Genomic DNA, 17812 nt, shown 5'->3' with positions numbered 1-17812 from the left:
CGCACGTGCGGAGGAGGAATGGAACGATGACCCCATGCCGGACAAGACCGTTTCGAGTCCCCGTCCCACCCGCAGGCTCCGCTGGCTCATCCCCGCCCTGCTCCTTCTGGGCTGGTTGATCGTCGGCGGCATCACGGGCCCGTTCGCCGGCAAGCTGGCGGGCGTCGCGAGCAACGACAACAGTTCGTTCCTTCCCGCCTCGGCCGAGTCGACGCAGGTCCAGGATCTGCTGGCCGACTTCCAGGACACCGACGAGATCCCCGCCATCGTCATCGCGGAACGCTCCAGCGGGATCACGCCCGGTGACCTCGAATTCCTGCGCACCACAACGGCCGACCTGGCCGGCACGCCCGGTTTCGGTCCGGCGGTCTCCCCGCCGATCCCGTCGCAAGACGGCCAGGCCGCCCAGCTCTTCGTCCCGATCCAGAGCACCGGCGAGCCCGCGGACGCGGTCGAGATCCTGCGCGACAAGCTGGCGAACGCACCGGACGGTCTGACGGTGGCGGTCACCGGTCCCGCCGGCCAGGTCGCCGACCTCGGCGAGGCCTTCGCCGGCATCGACGGCCTGCTGCTGCTGGTCGCGGGCGCCGTCGTGATCCTGATCCTGATCGTCGTCTACCGCAGCCCCATCCTGCCGCTCGTGGTGGTCATCTCCGCGGTTTTCGCCCTCGGACTCGCATCGGGACTCGTCTACTTCCTGACCAAGCAGGGCGTCCTCGACCTCAACGGTCAGAGCCAGGGCATCCTGTTCATCCTCGTCTTCGGCGCCGCGACGGACTACGCGCTGCTGCTCGTGTCCCGGTATCGCGAGGAACTGATAGCCACCGAGGACAAATACACCGCGATCAAGCAGGCGTGGCGCGCGACGATCGAGCCGGTCGCCGCGTCGGCGGGCACGGTCATCGCCGGTGTCCTGTGCCTGCTGCTGTCGGATCTGAACTCCAACAAGAGCCTCGGTCCGGTCGCCGCGATCGGCATCGTCGCGTCTTTCCTGGCGTCGATGACCTTCCTGCCGGCCGCGCTCGCGCTGCTCGGCCGCACCGCGTTCTGGCCCCTCCGCCCCAAGTACGCGCCGGAGGCCTCAGCCGACAGCGGCGCCACCCACCGCCTGTGGAAGCGCATCGCCGACACGGTCGCGTCCAAGCCGCGTGCCATCTGGGCCGGCACGTTGATCGTGCTGCTCATCGGCGCGGCGTTCGCCCCGACCTTCAAGGCCGACGGCATCGCGTCGACGGACTTCTTCATGGGCACGGTCGAGTCGGTGGAGGGCGCCGAGATCCAGGCCAAGCACTTCGACGCCGGTAGCGGCACGCCCACCTACGTCATCGCCGACCAGGCCGCCGGCACCGCGGTGCTCGACGCGGTCCGTGCGACCGACGGGGTGGCCAACGCCGAACTGCTCACCGAAGGCGACGCCCCGAAGGTCGTCGACGGCAAGGTCGCGATCACCGCGACGCTGACCGACAACGCCGAGTCGCTCGCCGCCCAGGACACCGTCTCCGACATCCGCTCGGCGGTGGACTCGGTCCCGAACGCCGACGCGCTGGTCGGTGGCACCACGGCCATCGACCTCGACACCCGTGAGACGTCGATCCACGACCGCAACCTGATCATCCCGATCGTGCTGATCGTGGTCTTCCTCGTGCTGGTCGCACTGCTCCGCAGCATCCTGGCGCCGGCCATCCTGCTGGCGACCGCGGTGCTGTCCTTCGCGACGACACTGGGTGTGGCGGCACTGCTGTTCAACGGTCCGTTCGGATTCCCCGGTGCAGACCCGGTGGTCCCGCTGTTCGCCTTCGTGTTCCTCGTGGCACTCGGCATCGACTACAACATCTTCCTGATGACCCGAGTGCGCGAGGAAGCACTCCGGCACGGGACCCGGATCGGCATGATCCGCGGCCTCACCGCGACCGGCGGCGTCATCACCTCGGCCGGCGTCGTGCTGGCGGCGACCTTCGCGGCACTCGCCGTGATCCCGCTGCTGTTCCTCGCACAGGTGGCGTTCCTGGTGGCGTTCGGCGTCCTCATCGACACGCTCATCGTGCGCACCCTCCTGGTGCCTGCGCTGACCCTCGACATCGGTCGCAAGATCTGGTGGCCGAGCGCGCTGGCCAAGCGCGAAGAAGACGACACGACACCGGAGCCCGTTCTCGACAGGGCGTAACATGAGCTACGGCAAGCGAATTCGCTGAACCTGACACTGTTCGCAGGGGAAAGCGTTAGCGTCAGGTATTCGTATTCTCCACGGCAGTTGGCTGGTGATCTCATGACGCTTATCGAGCACAAGGAAGAGGGCCGCCAGGACTTCTCCTCGTTGCGACCGGGAGGTCTCAACTGGGACTCGTTTCCGTTGCGTCTCTTCATCAAAGGCAACGCCCGCTTCTGGGACCCGACGGCGATCGACTTCTCGCGGGACGCCCAGGACTGGGTCGAGCTGAACGACGAGCAACGCCGTAGCGCAACGTATCTCGTGAGTCAGTTCATCGCGGGCGAGGAGGCGGTGACCGAGGACATCCAGCCCTTCATGAAGGCGATGTCCACCGAGGGCCGCTTCGGCGACGAGATGTACCTGACCCAGTTCTGTTTCGAAGAGGCCAAGCACACCCAGGTCTTCCGGATGTGGATGGACTCCGTCGGCCTCCGAGAAGACCTCCAGGCGTTCGTCGCGGAGAACCCCTTCTATCGCCGGCTGTTCTACGAGGAGCTGCCGGAGTCGCTGCACGCCCTGGAGCACGACGCGTCGCCACGCAACCAGATCCGCGCCAGCGTCACCTACAACCACGTCATCGAGGGCAGCCTGGCGCTGACGGGTTACCACGCCTGGCAGAAGGTCTGCACGCGCTACGACATCTTCCCCGGCATGCAGAAGCTGATCCGCTTCATCAGCGACGACGAGCGTCGCCACATGGCGTGGGGCACCTTCACCTGCCGCCGGCACGTCGCCGCCGACGACTCGCTCTGGGCCACCGTCGGCGAACGCATGGACGAGCTCCTCCCCCTGGCGCTCGGCATGATCGACTGGGTCAACCAGCAGTTCGACGAACAACCCTTCGGCCTCGACAACAACGAGTTCCTCACCTACGCCGCCGATCGCGCCCAACGCCGACTCTCCGCGATCGAATCCGCCCGCGGCCGCTCGGTCGCCGACATCGACGTCGACTACTCCCCCGAGGTTCTCGAAGACGCCATGGGCGAGGACGACGCGGCGCGGTTGCAGATGTAGGTCACGTCCCTCCGCCAAGGACCTCGACGCCGTGGTGATTTCCGTCCCTCTCAGCGTGGTTCGAGGGCAATGTGCCCTCGGACGGCGCTCAGGGGGCCGGAATTGCGAGCCGACCGCCCGTCACGACGGGTCCAGGTCGATGATCTGATCGCTCCGCGCGCCGACGAGCCGACGCTGGTGGCTGACCAGGACCATTCCCGCACCGTCGTCGACCAGCTCCTGAAGTAGTCCGATCACCGCCCGCGCCGAGATGGGATCGAGCATCGCGGTCGGTTCGTCGCACAGCACGAACCGTGGAGCCTGCACCAGCAGGCGGCCGACGCAGGCGCGCTGGAGCTGACCGTCGGAGACCTGTGACGGGAAGCGGTCGAGCAGAGCGGGGTCGAGGCCCACGCGGCCGGCGATCGCCTCGACGTCACAGTTCCGTCGCACGATCGCGGCGGGTTCGGCAACGATCCGTCGCAACGTCCATCGTGGGTTCGCGACCACGCGGGGATGCTGCGCGAGTAACCCGATGTTCCCCGGGCGTGGGTCCACACCGCGCTGCTCCACGCTGCCTGCTGCGGGCTCGGCGAGACCGGCGAGGATGCGCAGCAGCGTCGTCTTACCGGTTCCCGACCGTCCAACGACGCCGGTGATCGATCCTGCGTGCGCCGCGATGTCGAGGCCGGTGAACACCTCACGATCGCCGAAACTCGCGGTCAGGCCGCTGCCGACGAGCGTCGCCGTCATGAGACCGGCTCGAAGAAGGCGGCGACGTACTCGTCATCGGACGTAGCGAGGTCGGCGGCTGGGCGATGCTCGACGACCCGGCCGGCGCGCATGACCGCGACCCCGGCCAACCCCTCGCCCCCTGAACGAACCCCCACCCTTGCGGCGACACCCAACCCCTCGCCCCCTGAGGAGCGTCCGGAGCTTGCGGAGGACGCGTCACGAAGGCCCCCCCTCAGCGTCTCCGTGTCATGGGTGATCACCAGTACTGCGGCTCCGCGTCGGGCGGTAGCCGCCAGGAGGTCCCAGATGGCGGCGGCGAGTTCGGGGTCCAGAGCGGAGGTCGGCTCGTCGGCGACCAGCACCTGCGGATCGCCGGCCAGGGCTGCGGCGATGGCGGCACGCTGCGCCATACCGCCGGACAGTTCGTGGGGGTACAGCTCCAACGCATCGGGATCGAGATGGACAGCGTGACACAGCTCGACGGCGTCGCGCGCGCCGTCAAGGCCGGCGATCACCTCGTGGAGCTGAGAGCCGAGCGTGCGCACCGGCGTGAACGACGTCGCCGCCGACTGGGGGACCAACCCGACCCGGCGACCACGCAGTTCTCGCCAGCGTGGGTCGCGTCCACTGATCTCCTCCCCGCTGAAAGAGTCGTCGCCCAACGAGAGTCGCCCCGTCACGCTCGACCCAGGTGGGAGCAGTCCGCAAAGCGAGGCCGCGACCATCGACTTCCCGCAACCCGACTCGCCGACGAGCGCCGTCATCGACCCGGCAGGCAGTTCCAGGGTCACGTCGTCGAGTACCCGTACCCGTTCGCGGCGTCGGACTGCGACGTCGACGGTCACCCCGTCGAGACGAGCGCTCAACGCCACACCTCCCCGCTCGGCGGCAGCGTGGCCCGACGCAGCGAGGCCGCAGCGCCCGAGCACGCGAGCGCGGTGACGATGAGCGCCACACCGGGTACCACCAGCGTCCACCAGGCGCCGGTGATGACGTCGCCGCGGGCCTGCCCGAGGAGCGTGCCCAGGCTCGCAGCGTCCGGAGAGAGGCCGACGCCGAGGAACGACAGCGTCGTCTCATGCCACACCGCGTGCGGGAGAAGCACCGTCATCGCCACCAGCACCTGGCCCGACACCGCAGGCAGGAGGTGGCGGGTCGCGACGAACGTCCGCGACGCCCCGGCGAGCCGGGCGGTCTCCACCCACCCCGCTGAGGTCGCCTCGAGCAGTTCGGCGCGAACCACCCGTGCCACGGCCGGCCAGTGGGTCAGCGCGATCGAGGCGATGATCGCAACGGGCTCGCCGCGCCACATCGCGGCGATCACCACGCCGACGACGAGGTGCGGTAACGCGTTGACGCCGTCGACGACGCGCATCACGATCGCGTCGACCCACCCCCCGGCCGTCACCGACGCGATGCCGATCGTCACGCCGAGGAGCGTGGCCAGGACCGCGCACGCCAGCGCGATCAGCAACGAGATCCGCAGGCCCTCTGCGGTGCGCACCCCGAGGTCGTACCCGGAATGGTCGGTGCCGAGCAGTGCACCGTCGCCGGGGGCGCGCAACGCCTGCGCGAAGTCGGCGGTCTGGTCTCCCGCGATGAGCGGCCATCCGACCGCGAGCACTCCGATGACGGCGAGAACAATCCACGGGGCGGCAGTCTTGATCCGGTCGGCCGCTGTGGCCCAACGGTTCTCGTCGCGCAACGCCGGCTGGAAGACCGCGGTCATGCCCGTAACCCGATCCGTGGGTCAATCCACACCGCGGCCGCATCCGACAATGCCGATCCGATCAGGACGAGGACAACCGATCCGACGGCCAACGGCGCGAGAAGTGAGAAGTCGAGTGCCACTGCCGAATCGACCAGTGCCTCGGCGAGACCCGGCCAGCCGAAGACGGTTTCGACGATCGCGGCGCCCGCGATGAGTTCGGGCGACCGTGTCCCGAGCAGGGCCAGCGTGGGCAACACCGACACCGGAACGACGTGCCCGCGCAGCAAGGTCCATCCGCCCACACCTCGGGCACGGGCGCCCCGGACCGCGTCGGAAGCGGCCGCGTCGACGACCGCCGAGCGCATCGTCAACAGCAGCCACGGGATCATCGAGATCGTCAGCGCCAGATAGGGCAACACCGCGTGCGTGATCAGTCCGTCGAACGAATAGTCGTCACCCGGTCGTCGTGCGCCCGACGTCGGGAACCACCCGAGCCCCACCGCGAATGCGCTGACCAGCACGAGGGACACCACGAACGGCGGGGTGGCGGCGAGTATCGCGGCGAGCGCCGTGCAGGCGCGGTCGAGGAGCCCACCACGCCGCATGCCGATGACCGCGCCGAGAGCGATGGCGACGGCCGCGGCAGACAGCAACGCCGCCAATGACATTCCGAGGGTGAACGGGAGCCCTTGGCCGATCACGTCCGCCACCGACTGGCGCATGGTCGACGACCACCCCAGGTCCCCCTGGAACACCGCGACCCACCACTTCCACCAGGCCGCGAACCAGTGGTCATCGAGTCCGTATGCCTGCGTCACGGCACCCCGCTGCGCCTGCGTCGCCGACTGGTAATTGTCGCCGAGGTGCGCCGTCAGCGGATCGAACGGCGAGGCCGCGGCGACCGCGAACACCCCCAGCGACACGAGAAGCACCGTGGGGATCATCACCAGGATTCGACGTCCGAGGAGTCGAAGGACGGTCCGGGAGCGAGTGGGGCGTCGTGTGTGTTCGACTGTGCCGAAGGGCCTTTCCGGGGCGGGACGCGGGGTACCCGCGACCGGCTCGGTGGCCGCTCGGGTCTGCGTGGTCACGACGTCGGCGTCCAGGACGGCAGATTCCACCACGGCCCCCACGTCACGCCGTGCGAGTGGGGTTCGAGAATCGGCGCATCATGCGACCATCCGACACTCCTCGCGACATAGGCGTGGTGAACGAAGGCGAGGAAGACCTGCGACGGCCGGGCGGCGTAGACCTGCTGGATGCGACGGTACCGTTCGTCGTTCTCCGGCCCCGCTGCTGATTCGCGTGCCGCGTCCAGCAATTCGTCGAGACCGGGTGCCGTGAAGTTCCCGGGGTTGGAGTAGGGCGAGGAGCCCGGCACACGGGTGTGCAGGGCGTCGTAGACCTGGGCGTCAATGCTGTACGGGGTCGCGCCACCGCCGAGAAGCACACCCGCCGTGTCCATCTTGGTGACGATCTCGTCCCAGCTGGTGCCCCGCGTCAGCACCTCGACCCCGATCCTCTTCATCGACGCCGCGAACGCCACCGCCAGATCACGACGCAGGGTGTCCTCGGCGTTGTAGAGGAGCACGAAGGATGCGCGAACACCGTCGCGGACACGCACGCCATCGGGCCCGGGCCGCCAGCCTGCATCGTCGAGGATCGACGCGGCTCGTGACCGGTTGTAGGCGAACTGGGCGTCGGAATCGTAGGCGTCTCCATAGACTTTCGCGATCGGCGTGCTGGCCGGCTCACCCTTGCCGACGAGGACGTCATCCACGATCGCCGATCGATCGACGCCGACGTTCATCGCCAGCCGCGCGGAAGGATCTGCGGTGAAGGCGTTCTCGGACGGCAACGACACGCCCCGCCAGTCCGCCGACGCCACCACGGCGACGTCGACACCGGGCCGATCGACGAACCCGTCGGCGAGTCGCGGCGGGAGGCTCGCCCCGTCGGCCTCGCCGGCCTGCACCCGCTGCGCACGGGAATTGTCCTCGGAGACATGTGTGTAGACGATCTTGCGCAGCGCGGGCGGCTCCGGACGGTCGTCGCGGGCGACGAGGACCGCCTGGTCGGGGTCGAGGGATTCTAGGCGATACGGGCCTGTCCCGACTGGTTCGGTGTTGAGCGCCCACCGCGCGGCGGGCACCGTCTCCACCTTCTCCGACGGGACGATGCCCAGCAGCAGGTACGGCGAGGGATCGGCGTCGGTGTTCATGGTCAGCCTGATCGCCTGCGGCCCGTCGGATTCGACGGTGACAATCGGGGCGAAGTCGGTCGAGATGCTCGACGCGACCTTCGGGTCGACAGCGGCGCGATAGGTCGCGACCACGTCGGCCGAGTCGAAGGCACTGCCGTCGGAGAAGGTGACGCCGTCCTTGAGCGGCATCCGCCACGTGCGCGGTGCGACGCGTTCGGGCTTCGACGCGGCCAGCGCCGGTACGAGATCGGGGATGCGGTCGTCGCCGTCGGCGGCCGGCACCAACAGTCCGTCGTAGATCGGCGACACCCCGGACTGCCCGTAGCCGAGCATCGGGTTGAACTGTCCGAGCTCCTGGCTTTCGGCGAGCACGATCTGATCCGACTCCGGAGAGCCTTGCCCATCGGCGCATCCCGCGAGAACGAATCCGGCGAGCAGCGTCGTGGCAACCGACACGATCACCGGCCGTCCGCCGCGTCGGAGGGGCCGGCGGCCTACACGTGTCGTCACAGACATATGTTCCCCCAGACACACATCGGTCGCCACTCGGCCCCGCATTCACGGCCGGTGGTGTAATTCGAGGGACGGGACGAGCAGAGGAGGCATCGGTGACCGATTTCGACGCGGACTCATGGGCCGCGCGCTTCACCCTGCTCAGCGACCCGACGCGACTACGACTCGTCGCCGAGATGCACGCCCACCCGGGCTCGACGGTCGCCGAGCTCGCCGCCGCGATCGGCATCACCGAGAACGCCGCCTCACAGTCGATCCGGGCGCTCCGCGACCAGGGCTGGGTGCGGTCGGAGAAGGTCGGCCGGATGGTCCACTACGAGGTCGTCGGCGACGCGATCGTGCACCGCATCCTCCACGACATCATCGGAGTCGGCCACGTCTCCGCAGGTCACGGACACGATCACACACACCCGTGACAACGGATTAGAACACGTTCTAGTCTATTCGCGTGGATGTCTCCTTCGATGCGACCAAACGGGAACTGACGACCGACCAGGGCACCCTGCGCTACCACGAGGCCGGTGACGCCGAAGCGCCGCCGCTGATCCTCCTGCACGGGTCCGGTCCCGGTGTCACCGGTTGGCGCAACTATCGCGGCAACCTCGGCCACTTCGCGCAGACCCATCACTGCTACGTCATCGAGTTCCCCGGCTTCGGCGTCAGCGACGCGGTCGAGGGTCACCCGGTCCTCACCGCCGGCGGCTCGGTGATCCGCTTCATGGATGCGCTCGGTATCGACAAGGCCCCGATGATCGGCAACTCCATGGGCGGCGTCGTCGGCGTCAACCTGGCGATCAAGAAGCCCGACCGCGTCGAGAAGCTCGTCACCATCGGCGGCGTGGGCCCGAATGTGTTCAGCCCCAGCCCCAGCGAGGGCCTGCGACTCCTGCAGGAGTTCACCGACGCCCCCGATAAGGACAAGCTCGTCCGCTGGCTGAACTCCATGGTCTTCGACCGTTCCCTGGTCACCGAGGAGCTCATCGAAGAGCGCTGGGAAGCCGCGATCAACCCGGACGCCCAGAAGACCGCCCAGATGATGTACGGCTCGGCGGCTTTCGAGATGCAGCAGCAGTTCATGGCCGCCTCCGACACGCCTCCGTACTGGGCATCGATGCACAAGGTCTCCTGCCCGACGCTCCTCACCTGGGGCCGCGACGACCGCGTCAGCCCGCCCGACATGGCCATGGTCCCCATGCGCCTCATCCCCGACGCCGAGCTGCACATCTTCCCGAAGTGCGGCCACTGGGTGATGATCGAGGCCAAGGAGGCCTTCGAGGCGGCGGTCACCTCGTTCCTGACCCGCTGAGTTGTGTTCAGCGGTAGCAGTCTTCACCTCCGGCGGCACCCCGCCGCTGCCTGAGGTGCGAGGCGCCACCCCTTGCTGCCTGAGGTGCGAGGCGCCACCCCTTGCTGCCTGAGGCGCGAGGAGCGCAAGCGACGAGCCTCGAAGGCCCGGCGACATGCGCGCCCGAAGCGACCCACCGGAGAATAATCGATTGCCCACCATCGACACTGGTGGCATAGTTCCCGTTCGGCACGAGGACCAGCAGGCCGGAGCGGGGTACCGCGACGTGTTCCTGCGCGTCGGAATCCTGGTGCCTACCTTGATGGCAACGGGTCTTCTCAACCCTTTCAGGTTCGAGTCCTGATCACGGCACCGCTCCCGGGATCACGGGATCGGTCGGTCCTGCGGTCGTGTCGACGGATCGTTCGCGATTCGACGATGCGATCCCACCGGCCGGACCGCCCGCGAGCGGTGTCGCCACCACGTAGACCGACGAGCATTGCGACGCAACGGAAAGGAGGATCGCCATGCTGTTCTACCGCGAGATCACCGTCCCACCGGGTCACACGGTGCTGACCTACCGGGGTACCGAGGTCCGGTCCCTGCCGACCGGTCGTCATCGGATCTCCAAGCCCGATTCGACGGTGACAGTCGACCTGCGCGACCGACTGATCCCTGTTGCGCCGCAGGAGATCCTCACCTCGGATTCGATCTCGATACGTGTCTCGATGTCGTTGCGTGCCCGGGTCGTCGACGCGCGAGCGTTCGTCGAGCGGGCAGCCGATCCGATCGGTGCGGTTTACCTGGCCGCGCAGATCGCACTGCGCCAGGTCTGCGCCGACACCGCGTCGGAGGACCTGATCCGACGCGGTGATGTCGTCGACGTCGGCCCGATCCGCGAGGCGGCGGCCGAGGTCGCCGCAACCGTCGGTGCCGAGGTCCTCGATGCCGTCATCCGCGACATCATCGTGCCGTCGGAGATCCGAAGTGCCGCACTCGAGGTGGTCACCGCGAGGACCCGCGGTCTGGCGAAGCTCGAGGCGGCCCGGGCCGAGACCGCGTCACTGCGGGCACTTGCGAATGCGGGTCGCCTCCTCGACGCGCACCCGGCGCTGGCGCAGCTGCGGCTCGTCGAGTCGGTGCCCTACGGTGCGCGCGTCGTGCTCAGCGTCGGCGGTGCCGAGGTGCCGTCGGCGGACTGAGTTTCGCTCACCACATCCGTTCCCGCTCACCCATGAAAAGTGAGCGGGAACGGATCGTGTGAGCGATCGCTCAAGCGGGAACCCAATCGCCGCGCGCTGCGTCGTATCTCCATGCCACCCTTCCCCACCGATCGGTTCGGGCTCGTACATCGCGACGCGCACTGCACGCGGGTTTCTCCGACGAGCAACTGTCCGGCGCCGTCACGCGCCGCGAACTCGTACGACTGGTACCGGGTGTCTGGGTTCCCGCCGCCGACCAACCGACCGGCGTGGACTCCCTGGAGAAGCGCCACCGCCTACGTGCCCTGGCGGTCGCAACCTCGGGCCCCTCCGACGGTCATCCACTCAGCCACGTCTCCGCCGCAGCCCTTCACGAGTTACCCATGCTCCATCCGGATCTCAGCCTCGTCCACGTGACCACCGGCCGGGCCTCGGGCGGATCGATCCGCGCCCACCGCCACCTGCATGCCGCGCCATTGGACATCGACGAAGTGGTCGAGGTCGACGACATGCGGGTCACCTCCATCGAACGTACCGCCGTCGACGTCGCGACCATGGGGAGCTTCGACCAGGCTCTCGTGGTCTTCGACGCCGCACTTCGGATGAGTGCCGATCGGACGGTCATGGCAGATCTGCTCGCGGGCCGTCGACGCCAGAGTGCCCGGAATGCTCGCCGCGCCTTGCCGTTCGCAGACGCCGCCTCCGAAAGTGTCGGCGAGTCCTGGAGCCGCGCGCAGATGATCGACGCGGGACTTCCGACTCCGACGCTGCAGCGCGAGTTCACCGTCGACGGTCAGAAGTACCGTTGCGACTTCGGCTGGGAGGAACTGCTCGTCGGCGAGTTCGACGGCCTCCACAAGTACGGTCGGCTGCGCGGTGCAGACGAATCGGCGACGGATGTCGTGATTCGTGAGAAGCTCCGCGAGGATCGTCTGCGCGCCGAAGGCATCACCGTCGTCCGATGGACGTGGTCGACCCTCGAGGAACGTCGGCTCGTTCCACTGCTTCGACCCTGGCTCAAGAAGTTCGGGCTCCTCGCCGCCTAGTTTCGCTCACTGAATCCGTTCCCGCTCACCGTTGAAGGGTGAGCGGGAACGGAATGAATGAGCGAACGCAAGAACCCCGACCGGAACGAATCCGGCCGGGGCTCTTGATGTCTGCTGGTCACCCAGCGAGAGCCTTACTTGGCAGCGAGGTTCTCGTTGGTCAGCTTGGTGACACCCTGCTCAGCCTTCTCGACGAGCGAGGCCGGCGGCTCGAAGTGCTTGCCGTACTTGGCGGCGAGTTCCTTGGCACGCGCGACGAAGCCGGGTACGCCACCCTCGTAACCGTTGATGTACTGGATGACACCACCGGTCCAGGCCGGGAAGCCGATGCCGAAGATCGAGCCGATGTTGGCGTCCTCGACGGAGGTGAGCACACCCTCGTCGAAGCACTTGACGGTCTCGAGAGACTCGGCGAAGAGCATACGCTCCTTCATGTCCTCGAGCGGGATCTCCTTGGAGCCCGAGTTGAACTGCTCACGCAGGCCCGGCCAGAGCTGGGTGCGCTTGCCGTTCTCGTCGTAGTCGTAGAAGCCCTTGCCGTCCTTCTTGGCGGTGCGGCCGTTCTCGACCATCCAGTCGACGACGGCGTTCGAGCCGTGCTGCGGGACGTCCTTGCCCTCGGCCTTGAGCGCTGCCTCGGTCTCCTTGCGGATCTTCTGCGGCAGGGTCAGGGTCAGCTCGTCCATGAGCTGCAGCGGCGCGGCCGGGTAACCGGCCTGGGTGCCCGCGTGCTCGATGAACGCCGGTTCGACGCCCTCGCCGACGGCCGCGATGGCCTCGTTGACGAAGGTGCCGATGACGCGGCTGGTGAAGAAGCCACGGCTGTCGTTGACGACGATCGGGGTCTTGCGGATCTGCAGGGTGTAGTCAATGACCTTGGCCAGCACGGCATCCGAGGTCTTCTCACCCTTGATGATCTCGACCAGCGGCATCTTGTCGACCGGCGAGAAGAAGTGGATACCGATGAAGTCCTCGGACCGCTTCACACCCTCGGCGAGGATGGTGATCGGCAGGGTCGAGGTGTTGGAACCCAAGACGGCGTCGGGCTCGACGATGTCCTCGATCTCCTGGAACACCTTGTGCTTGACCTCGACCGACTCGAACGCGGCCTCGATGACGAGGTCGACGCCCTTGAAGTCCTGCGGGTCGACGGTCGGGTGGATGCGGGCGAGGAGCGCGTCGCTCTTCTCCTGCGTGGTCTTGCCCTTGGCGAGAGCCTTCGCCTCGAGCTTCTCCGAGTAACCCTTGCCGCGCTTGGCAGCTTCGAGGTCGATGTCCTTGAGGACGACCTCGATGCCGGCCTTGGCCGAGACGTACGCGATGGCCGCGCCCATCATGCCGGCGCCGATGACGCCGACCTTCTTGGCGGTGTACTTGTCGTAGCCATCGGGGCGCGAGCCGCCACCGTTGATGTGCTGCAGGTCGAAGAAGAACGCCTTGATCATGTTCTGCGCGACCTGGCCGGTGACCAGCGAGACGAAGTAGCGGGTCTCGATGATGTCGGCGGTGTCGACGTCGACGTAGGCACCCTCGACGGCTGCGGCCAGGATGGCGCGCGGAGCCGGCATGTTGGCACCCTTGATCTGCTTGCGCAGCAGGGCCGGCAGAGCCGGGAGGTTCGCGGCGAAGGCCGGGTTGGTGGGAGCACCGCCCGGGATCTTGTAGCCCTTGACGTCGAACGGCTGCTGGGCCTCGGGGTTCTCCTTGATCCATGCCTTGGCGGCGGGGATCAGTTCCTCGATGGAGCCGACGACCTCGTTGACCAGGCCGGTCTCCTTGGCCTTGGTCGGGTTGAAGCGCTGGCCCTGGAGCAGAACACCCATGAGGGCGTTCTGGATGCCGAGCAGGCGGACGGTACGGACGACGCCGCCGCCACCGGGGAGCAGACCGAGGGTGGCCTCGGGCAGACCGATCTGGACACCCTTGACGTCCGCGGCGATGCGGTAGTGGGTGTGCAGCGCGATCTCCAGGCCGCCACCGAGTGCAGCACCGTTGATGGCCGCGACGACGGGCTTGCCCAGGGTCTCGAGACGACGCAGCACCTTCTTCATGGCGTTGGTGGTCTCGGTGATCTGGGTGGCGATCTCGGCCTTGGAGACGTTCGAGCGGTCGCTCGTCATGTCCTTGAGGTCGCCGCCGGCGAAGAAGGTCTTCTTCGCCGAGGTCAGGACGACACCGGTGATGTCGTCCTTCTCCGCCTCCAGGCGGTCGACGGTCGCTGCCATCGACTCCTGGTACAGCGCGTTCATCGTGTTGGCGCCCTGGTTGGGGTCGTCCATGGTGAGGATGACGACGCCGTCGGCGTCCTTCTCCCAGTTGATCATGTTGTCACTCATGGTGTTTCAGAAGTTCTTTCTGTGAAGGTCAGAGACGCTCGATGATGGTCGCGACGCCCATGCCGCCACCGATGCAGAGGGTGATCAGGCCGTAGCGGCCGCCGGTGCGCTCGAGCTCGTCGAGGCAGGTGCCGTAGATCATCGCGCCGGTCGCACCGAGCGGGTGCCCCATGGCGATGGCGCCACCGTTGACGTTGACCTTCTCGTGCGGGATCTTCAGATCCTTCATCCACTTCATGACGACCGAGGCGAAGGCCTCGTTCAGCTCGAAGACGTCGATGTCGTCGACAGTCAGGCCGGCCTTCTTCAGCGCCAGCTCGGTGGCCGGCGTGGGGCCGGTCAGCATGATGGTGGGCTCGGAGCCGACCTCGGCGAAAGCGACGACGCGGCCGCGCGGGGTCAGGCCGTTGCGCTTGCCGGCCTCCTCGCTACCGATGAGCACGAGGCCCGAACCGTCGACGATGCCGGAGCTGTTGCCACCGGTGTGGACGTGGTTGATCTTCTCGACGCTCGGGTACTTCTGCAGCGCGACGTCGTCGAAGCCGGCCATGTCGGCGAGGGCGGCGAAGGCGGCCTTCAGCTTGCCGAGGCTCTCGACGGTCGAACCCGGACGACGGTGCTCGTCGTGGTCGAGGATGGTGACGCCGTTGATGTCCTTGACGGGCACGACGGACTTGGCGAAGTAGCCACTGGTCCAAGCCTTCTCGGCGCGAGCCTGCGACTCGGCGGCGTAGGCGTCGACGTCCTCGCGCGAGAAGCCCTCGATGGTGGCGATCAGGTCGGCGCCGATGCCCTGCGGGACGATGTAGTGGTCGTAGGCGGTGGCGGGGTCGGTGAAGAGTGCGCCGCCGTCGCTGCCCATCGGGACGCGCGACATCGACTCGACGCCACCGGCGAGAACCAGGTCGTCGAAGCCGGAGGCGACCTTGGCCGCGGCGAGGTTGGTGGCTTCCAGGCCGGAGGCGCAGAAGCGGTTGATCTGGGTGCCCGGAACGGTCTCCGGGAGGCCGCTGTTGAGGGCGGCGGTACGTGCGATGACCGCGCCCTGCTCGCCGACCGGCGAGACGACACCGAGGATGACGTCGTTGACGTCGGCGGGATCGAGGCCGCCGTGGCGGGCCAGAACCTCGTCGATCAGACCCGAGACCAGGTCGACCGGCTTGACGCTGTGCAGCGCACCGCCGCGCTGCTTGCCACGAGGCGTGCGGATCGCCTCGTAGATGAATGCTTGATCAGGCACGAAAGTGTTCCTTTCACACGAACCACCAGTTGGTTACTCACCGAGGCTAACGCGGAATCACTTATTTGGCTATACCCCGTGCTCAGCCGGTCTGGATCTCCGCCGAATGTGCGCTATGGTCTGTTCACCATGCCTGACCGAAAGACGACCCGCACCAAGGGCGCCGACCGCAAACGACAGCTCGTCGACTCCGCGGCGTCGCTCTTCGTCCAGCGCGGCTACGCGCGGGTGTCGGTCGCCGACATCGCCCGTTCGGCGGGCGTCACCGCCCCGTCGGTCTACCGGCATTTCGACGACAAGCAGTCACTCCTCGCCGCGGCTGTCCTCGCCGGTGTCGACGACCTCGAAGCGTGCACCGACCGCGTCCTCCGCGACGGCAACGACGCGGTGACGCTGATATCGACCGTGTGCGCGCTTGCCGTCGAGAGTCCGCAGACGGCCTCGCTCTGGCGCTGGACGAGCAACTACCTGACCGTCGAGCAGAACAAGCAGGTCGCGCTCCGCACCCGTGAGGTGATCGGGCAGTGGGCGGCGGCGATCCTGACCGACCGCGACGACCTGACCGAGCGCGAGGCGGTCCAGTTGGCGTGGGCGATACTGAGTGTCAGCGGCAGTTTGACCGTCCATCACACGCGAATGTCGAGCGCCCGCGCCCAGGAGGAGATCGAAAAGCTGGTCCGACGCCTGCTGACCCTGAGTCCGGCGACCGCACCGACCCTCGACACCGCACCGGTGATATCCGGTGTCACACGGTCGCGTCGCGACGAGATCCTCGACGCCGCGGCCGCCCTGTTCGCCGACCGCGGTTACTCCGATGTCGGCGTCGACGAGATCGGACGGGCCGTCGGAATCGCCGGACCCAGTGTGTACAAACACTTTCCGTCGAAGATGGCGATCCTGGTAGCCATCGGTTATCGCAGCGGCGCGCGCCTGGACGCCGGAGTGATGGCGGCGTACGGCGCAACCGACGACCCGGCGAAGCTCCTGGCGGCACTCGTCGACTCTTATGTCGACGTCATCACCAGCACGCCCGACCTCTCGGTCAGCTTCAACAACTCGTCCGTGCTCGCCGGGCAACCCGGCGCCACCGACCTCCTCGACATCCAGCGGCGCTACGTCGCGCGGTGGATCGATCTGCTCGTCGAGGTGGATCCTTCGCTCAAGCGCGACCAGGGCGCGGTCGCCGTACACGCGGCGCTGTCGGTCGTCAACGACGCCGTGCGGATGCGCCGAGGAGCACAGAGCCCGCAGTTCGCCGCTCGAATGGCCTATCTGATGAAGGGCGTGCTGGCGATCTGACTGCCCTGGCGCCGTTGCGCTCCCCAACGGCCCGGCAGTGCGAGACACTTTCTGCATGCCGGAAGACGCCCCCTCCCTCACCGCCGACGATGCCAACGAACCCCGCTACACGCGCGACGAACTGATCGCCGAGCTCGGCATCGAATCGGATTTCGCCGAGAAGGCCTGGAATGCTTTCGGTTTCGTGCGACGCTCGACCAACGACAAGGTCGCCACCGAGAGTGACGTCGCCGCGCTGCGCATGTTCGCCGCGTCGTCGGCGGCGATGCCGGAGTCGACTCAGATCGCGATGGCACGAGCGATCGGCCAGACCATGTCGCGTCTGGCCGACTGGGAGGCCGACCAACTTCGCGAGATCGCCGACGACCCCGACATCCCCTGGTCCCTCGAGCAGATGAGTGCCGCGCTGGGCCAGGTCCAGCAGCTCATCTGGCGACGCCACATGGCGCTGGCGCTGGAACGCCACGCCGATCACTCCGCGGATGAACAGTTCGATCTGATCGTCGGATTCGCCGACATCGTCGGGTACACCAGCCTCTCGCGCCGTATCGATCTGGCCGACCTCGAAGCACTTCTCGGGTCTTTCGAGGACGACACCTTCGACGTCGTCGTCGATCATGGCGGTCGCGTGGTCAAGACTCTCGGCGACGCGGTGATGTTCACCTTCGAGGATGCTCATGCCGCGGCGGCAGCAGCGATCCGAATCCACGAACTGTCCGAGAACGATCACGTCCCGCCGCTCCGCGTCGGACTCGCCCGCGGCCCGGTACTGACCAGGCTCGGCGACGTCTTCGGCGAACCCGTCAATATCGCCTCCCGGCTGGCGAGTTCGGCCCGGCCCGGCACCACTCTCATCGATGACACCATCGCCGACGAGATCAGCGCCGACGACCGGTTCTACCTCAAATCGATGCCCTCCCTGCGAGTCCGGGGATACAAGCACCTCAAGGCGCGCGTGCTCGAAACCCATCGCGACGGGCCGCTCAACGACTGACCGGCGAACCTCAACTCGACCGGCAGATTTCGATCGAGGTCTGGGG

Annotated in this window: 16 protein-coding genes; 8 read left to right on the top strand and 8 right to left on the bottom strand. The window is 67.5% G+C overall.

The window, feature by feature from the left end:
* Positions 1 to 34 precede the first annotated feature (34 nt).
* The gene (locus BJF87_RS19230) at positions 35 to 2164 is read left to right on the top strand and encodes an MMPL family transporter (protein WP_075863735.1); all 2130 of its coding nucleotides are present in this window, start codon (positions 35 to 37) and stop codon (positions 2162 to 2164) included.
* A 102-nt stretch (positions 2165 to 2266) separates the two neighbouring features.
* Positions 2267 to 3223, top strand: a complete 957-nt coding sequence (locus BJF87_RS19225) for a R2-like ligand-binding oxidase (protein WP_075863734.1) — start codon at positions 2267 to 2269, stop codon at positions 3221 to 3223.
* 120 nt (positions 3224 to 3343) lie between these two features.
* Here BJF87_RS19225 and BJF87_RS19220 read toward each other — a convergent pair whose 3' ends face one another.
* Genes BJF87_RS19220 through BJF87_RS19200 form a run of 5 tightly spaced genes read right to left on the bottom strand, consistent with a single transcriptional unit; the run spans position 3344 to position 8367 of the window.
* Positions 3344 to 3955 (bottom strand): ABC transporter ATP-binding protein, encoded by a 612-nt coding sequence (locus tag BJF87_RS19220; protein WP_006357071.1) that lies wholly within the window; start codon positions 3953 to 3955, stop codon positions 3344 to 3346.
* Positions 3952 to 4803, bottom strand: coding sequence for an ATP-binding cassette domain-containing protein (locus BJF87_RS19215; protein ID WP_006357070.1), 852 nt, complete (start codon positions 4801 to 4803; stop codon positions 3952 to 3954). The genes BJF87_RS19220 and BJF87_RS19215 overlap by 4 nt, the downstream gene beginning before the upstream one ends.
* Entirely contained in the window at positions 4800 to 5666 is an 867-nt protein-coding gene (locus BJF87_RS19210; RefSeq protein ID WP_006357069.1) for an ABC transporter permease, read from the bottom strand. Before BJF87_RS19210 ends, BJF87_RS19215 begins: the two co-directional genes overlap by 4 nt.
* Positions 5663 to 6781, bottom strand: a complete 1119-nt coding sequence (locus BJF87_RS19205) for an ABC transporter permease (RefSeq protein ID WP_006357068.1) — start codon at positions 6779 to 6781, stop codon at positions 5663 to 5665. The genes BJF87_RS19210 and BJF87_RS19205 overlap by 4 nt, the downstream gene beginning before the upstream one ends.
* Positions 6736 to 8367: an ABC transporter substrate-binding protein gene (locus BJF87_RS19200; protein ID WP_262339054.1), complete on the bottom strand. Its 1632-nt coding sequence runs from the start codon at positions 8365 to 8367 to the stop codon at positions 6736 to 6738. Before BJF87_RS19200 ends, BJF87_RS19205 begins: the two co-directional genes overlap by 46 nt.
* Before the next feature lie 92 nt (positions 8368 to 8459).
* Between BJF87_RS19200 and BJF87_RS19195 the strand changes: the two genes are divergently transcribed.
* Together BJF87_RS19195 and BJF87_RS19190 are read left to right on the top strand one after the other, a co-directional pair.
* A complete protein-coding gene (locus BJF87_RS19195; RefSeq protein WP_035753735.1) occupies positions 8460 to 8780 on the top strand; it encodes a helix-turn-helix transcriptional regulator in 321 nt (106 codons plus the stop codon).
* A gap of 32 nt (positions 8781 to 8812) precedes the next feature.
* Positions 8813 to 9670, top strand: a complete 858-nt coding sequence (locus BJF87_RS19190) for an alpha/beta fold hydrolase (RefSeq protein WP_035753732.1) — start codon at positions 8813 to 8815, stop codon at positions 9668 to 9670.
* A gap of 343 nt (positions 9671 to 10013) precedes the next feature.
* Here BJF87_RS19190 and BJF87_RS26160 read toward each other — a convergent pair whose 3' ends face one another.
* Positions 10014 to 10178, bottom strand: a complete 165-nt coding sequence (locus tag BJF87_RS26160; RefSeq protein WP_155225629.1) for a hypothetical protein — start codon at positions 10176 to 10178, stop codon at positions 10014 to 10016.
* On the opposite strand from BJF87_RS26160, the gene BJF87_RS19185 reads away from it, so the two are divergent.
* Both BJF87_RS19185 and BJF87_RS19180 read left to right on the top strand, forming a co-directional pair.
* Entirely contained in the window at positions 10177 to 10851 is a 675-nt protein-coding gene (locus BJF87_RS19185) for a slipin family protein (protein WP_075863732.1), read from the top strand. The genes BJF87_RS26160 and BJF87_RS19185 overlap by 2 nt on opposite strands.
* 383 nt (positions 10852 to 11234) lie before the next feature.
* On the top strand, positions 11235 to 11897 hold the full coding sequence (locus BJF87_RS19180; protein ID WP_373278702.1) for a hypothetical protein: 663 nt from the start codon (positions 11235 to 11237) through the stop codon (positions 11895 to 11897).
* A gap of 134 nt (positions 11898 to 12031) precedes the next feature.
* Here BJF87_RS19180 and BJF87_RS19175 read toward each other — a convergent pair whose 3' ends face one another.
* Both BJF87_RS19175 and BJF87_RS19170 read right to left on the bottom strand, forming a co-directional pair.
* Entirely contained in the window at positions 12032 to 14233 is a 2202-nt protein-coding gene (locus BJF87_RS19175) for a 3-hydroxyacyl-CoA dehydrogenase NAD-binding domain-containing protein (protein WP_006357062.1), read from the bottom strand.
* Positions 14234 to 14261: 28 nt separating this feature from the next.
* Positions 14262 to 15473 (bottom strand): acetyl-CoA C-acetyltransferase, encoded by a 1212-nt coding sequence (locus BJF87_RS19170; protein WP_006357061.1) that lies wholly within the window; start codon positions 15471 to 15473, stop codon positions 14262 to 14264.
* A gap of 129 nt (positions 15474 to 15602) precedes the next feature.
* Here BJF87_RS19170 and BJF87_RS19165 point away from each other — a divergent pair, with 129 nt between their 5' ends.
* Together BJF87_RS19165 and BJF87_RS19160 are read left to right on the top strand one after the other, a co-directional pair.
* Entirely contained in the window at positions 15603 to 16772 is a 1170-nt protein-coding gene (locus BJF87_RS19165) for a TetR/AcrR family transcriptional regulator (RefSeq protein ID WP_139319553.1), read from the top strand.
* Between the two features lie 55 nt (positions 16773 to 16827).
* Positions 16828 to 17766 (top strand): adenylate/guanylate cyclase domain-containing protein, encoded by a 939-nt coding sequence (locus BJF87_RS19160; protein ID WP_006357059.1) that lies wholly within the window; start codon positions 16828 to 16830, stop codon positions 17764 to 17766.
* The last annotated feature ends 46 nt before the right edge of the window (positions 17767 to 17812 follow it).

It is taken from the genome of Gordonia sp. CNJ-863 (assembly GCF_001942325.1).
In the GTDB taxonomy this organism is placed as follows: domain Bacteria; phylum Actinomycetota; class Actinomycetes; order Mycobacteriales; family Mycobacteriaceae; genus Gordonia; species Gordonia alkanivorans.
Note: the sequence above shows the minus strand (reverse complement) of the source record. Positions and strands in the feature narration are given on the sequence as shown.

Excerpts from the sequence above, each read along its gene's own strand:
- BJF87_RS19220 (WP_006357071.1), bottom strand. The coding sequence starts at position 3,955 with ATGACGGCGACGCTCGTCGGCAGCGGCCTGACCGCGAGTTTCGGCGAT.
- BJF87_RS19175 (WP_006357062.1), bottom strand. The coding sequence starts at position 14,233 with ATGAGTGACAACATGATCAACTGGGAGAAGGACGCCGACGGCGTCGTC.
- BJF87_RS19200 (WP_262339054.1), bottom strand. The coding sequence starts at position 8,367 with ATGTCTGTGACGACACGTGTAGGCCGCCGGCCCCTCCGACGCGGCGGA.
- BJF87_RS19230 (WP_075863735.1), top strand. The coding sequence starts at position 35 with ATGCCGGACAAGACCGTTTCGAGTCCCCGTCCCACCCGCAGGCTCCGC.
- BJF87_RS19185 (WP_075863732.1), top strand. The coding sequence starts at position 10,177 with ATGCTGTTCTACCGCGAGATCACCGTCCCACCGGGTCACACGGTGCTG.
- BJF87_RS26160 (WP_155225629.1), bottom strand. The coding sequence starts at position 10,178 with ATGGCGATCCTCCTTTCCGTTGCGTCGCAATGCTCGTCGGTCTACGTG.
- BJF87_RS19160 (WP_006357059.1), top strand. The coding sequence starts at position 16,828 with ATGCCGGAAGACGCCCCCTCCCTCACCGCCGACGATGCCAACGAACCC.
- BJF87_RS19180 (WP_373278702.1), top strand. The coding sequence starts at position 11,235 with ATGCTCCATCCGGATCTCAGCCTCGTCCACGTGACCACCGGCCGGGCC.
- BJF87_RS19225 (WP_075863734.1), top strand. The coding sequence starts at position 2,267 with ATGACGCTTATCGAGCACAAGGAAGAGGGCCGCCAGGACTTCTCCTCG.
- BJF87_RS19165 (WP_139319553.1), top strand. The coding sequence starts at position 15,603 with ATGCCTGACCGAAAGACGACCCGCACCAAGGGCGCCGACCGCAAACGA.
- BJF87_RS19210 (WP_006357069.1), bottom strand. The coding sequence starts at position 5,666 with ATGACCGCGGTCTTCCAGCCGGCGTTGCGCGACGAGAACCGTTGGGCC.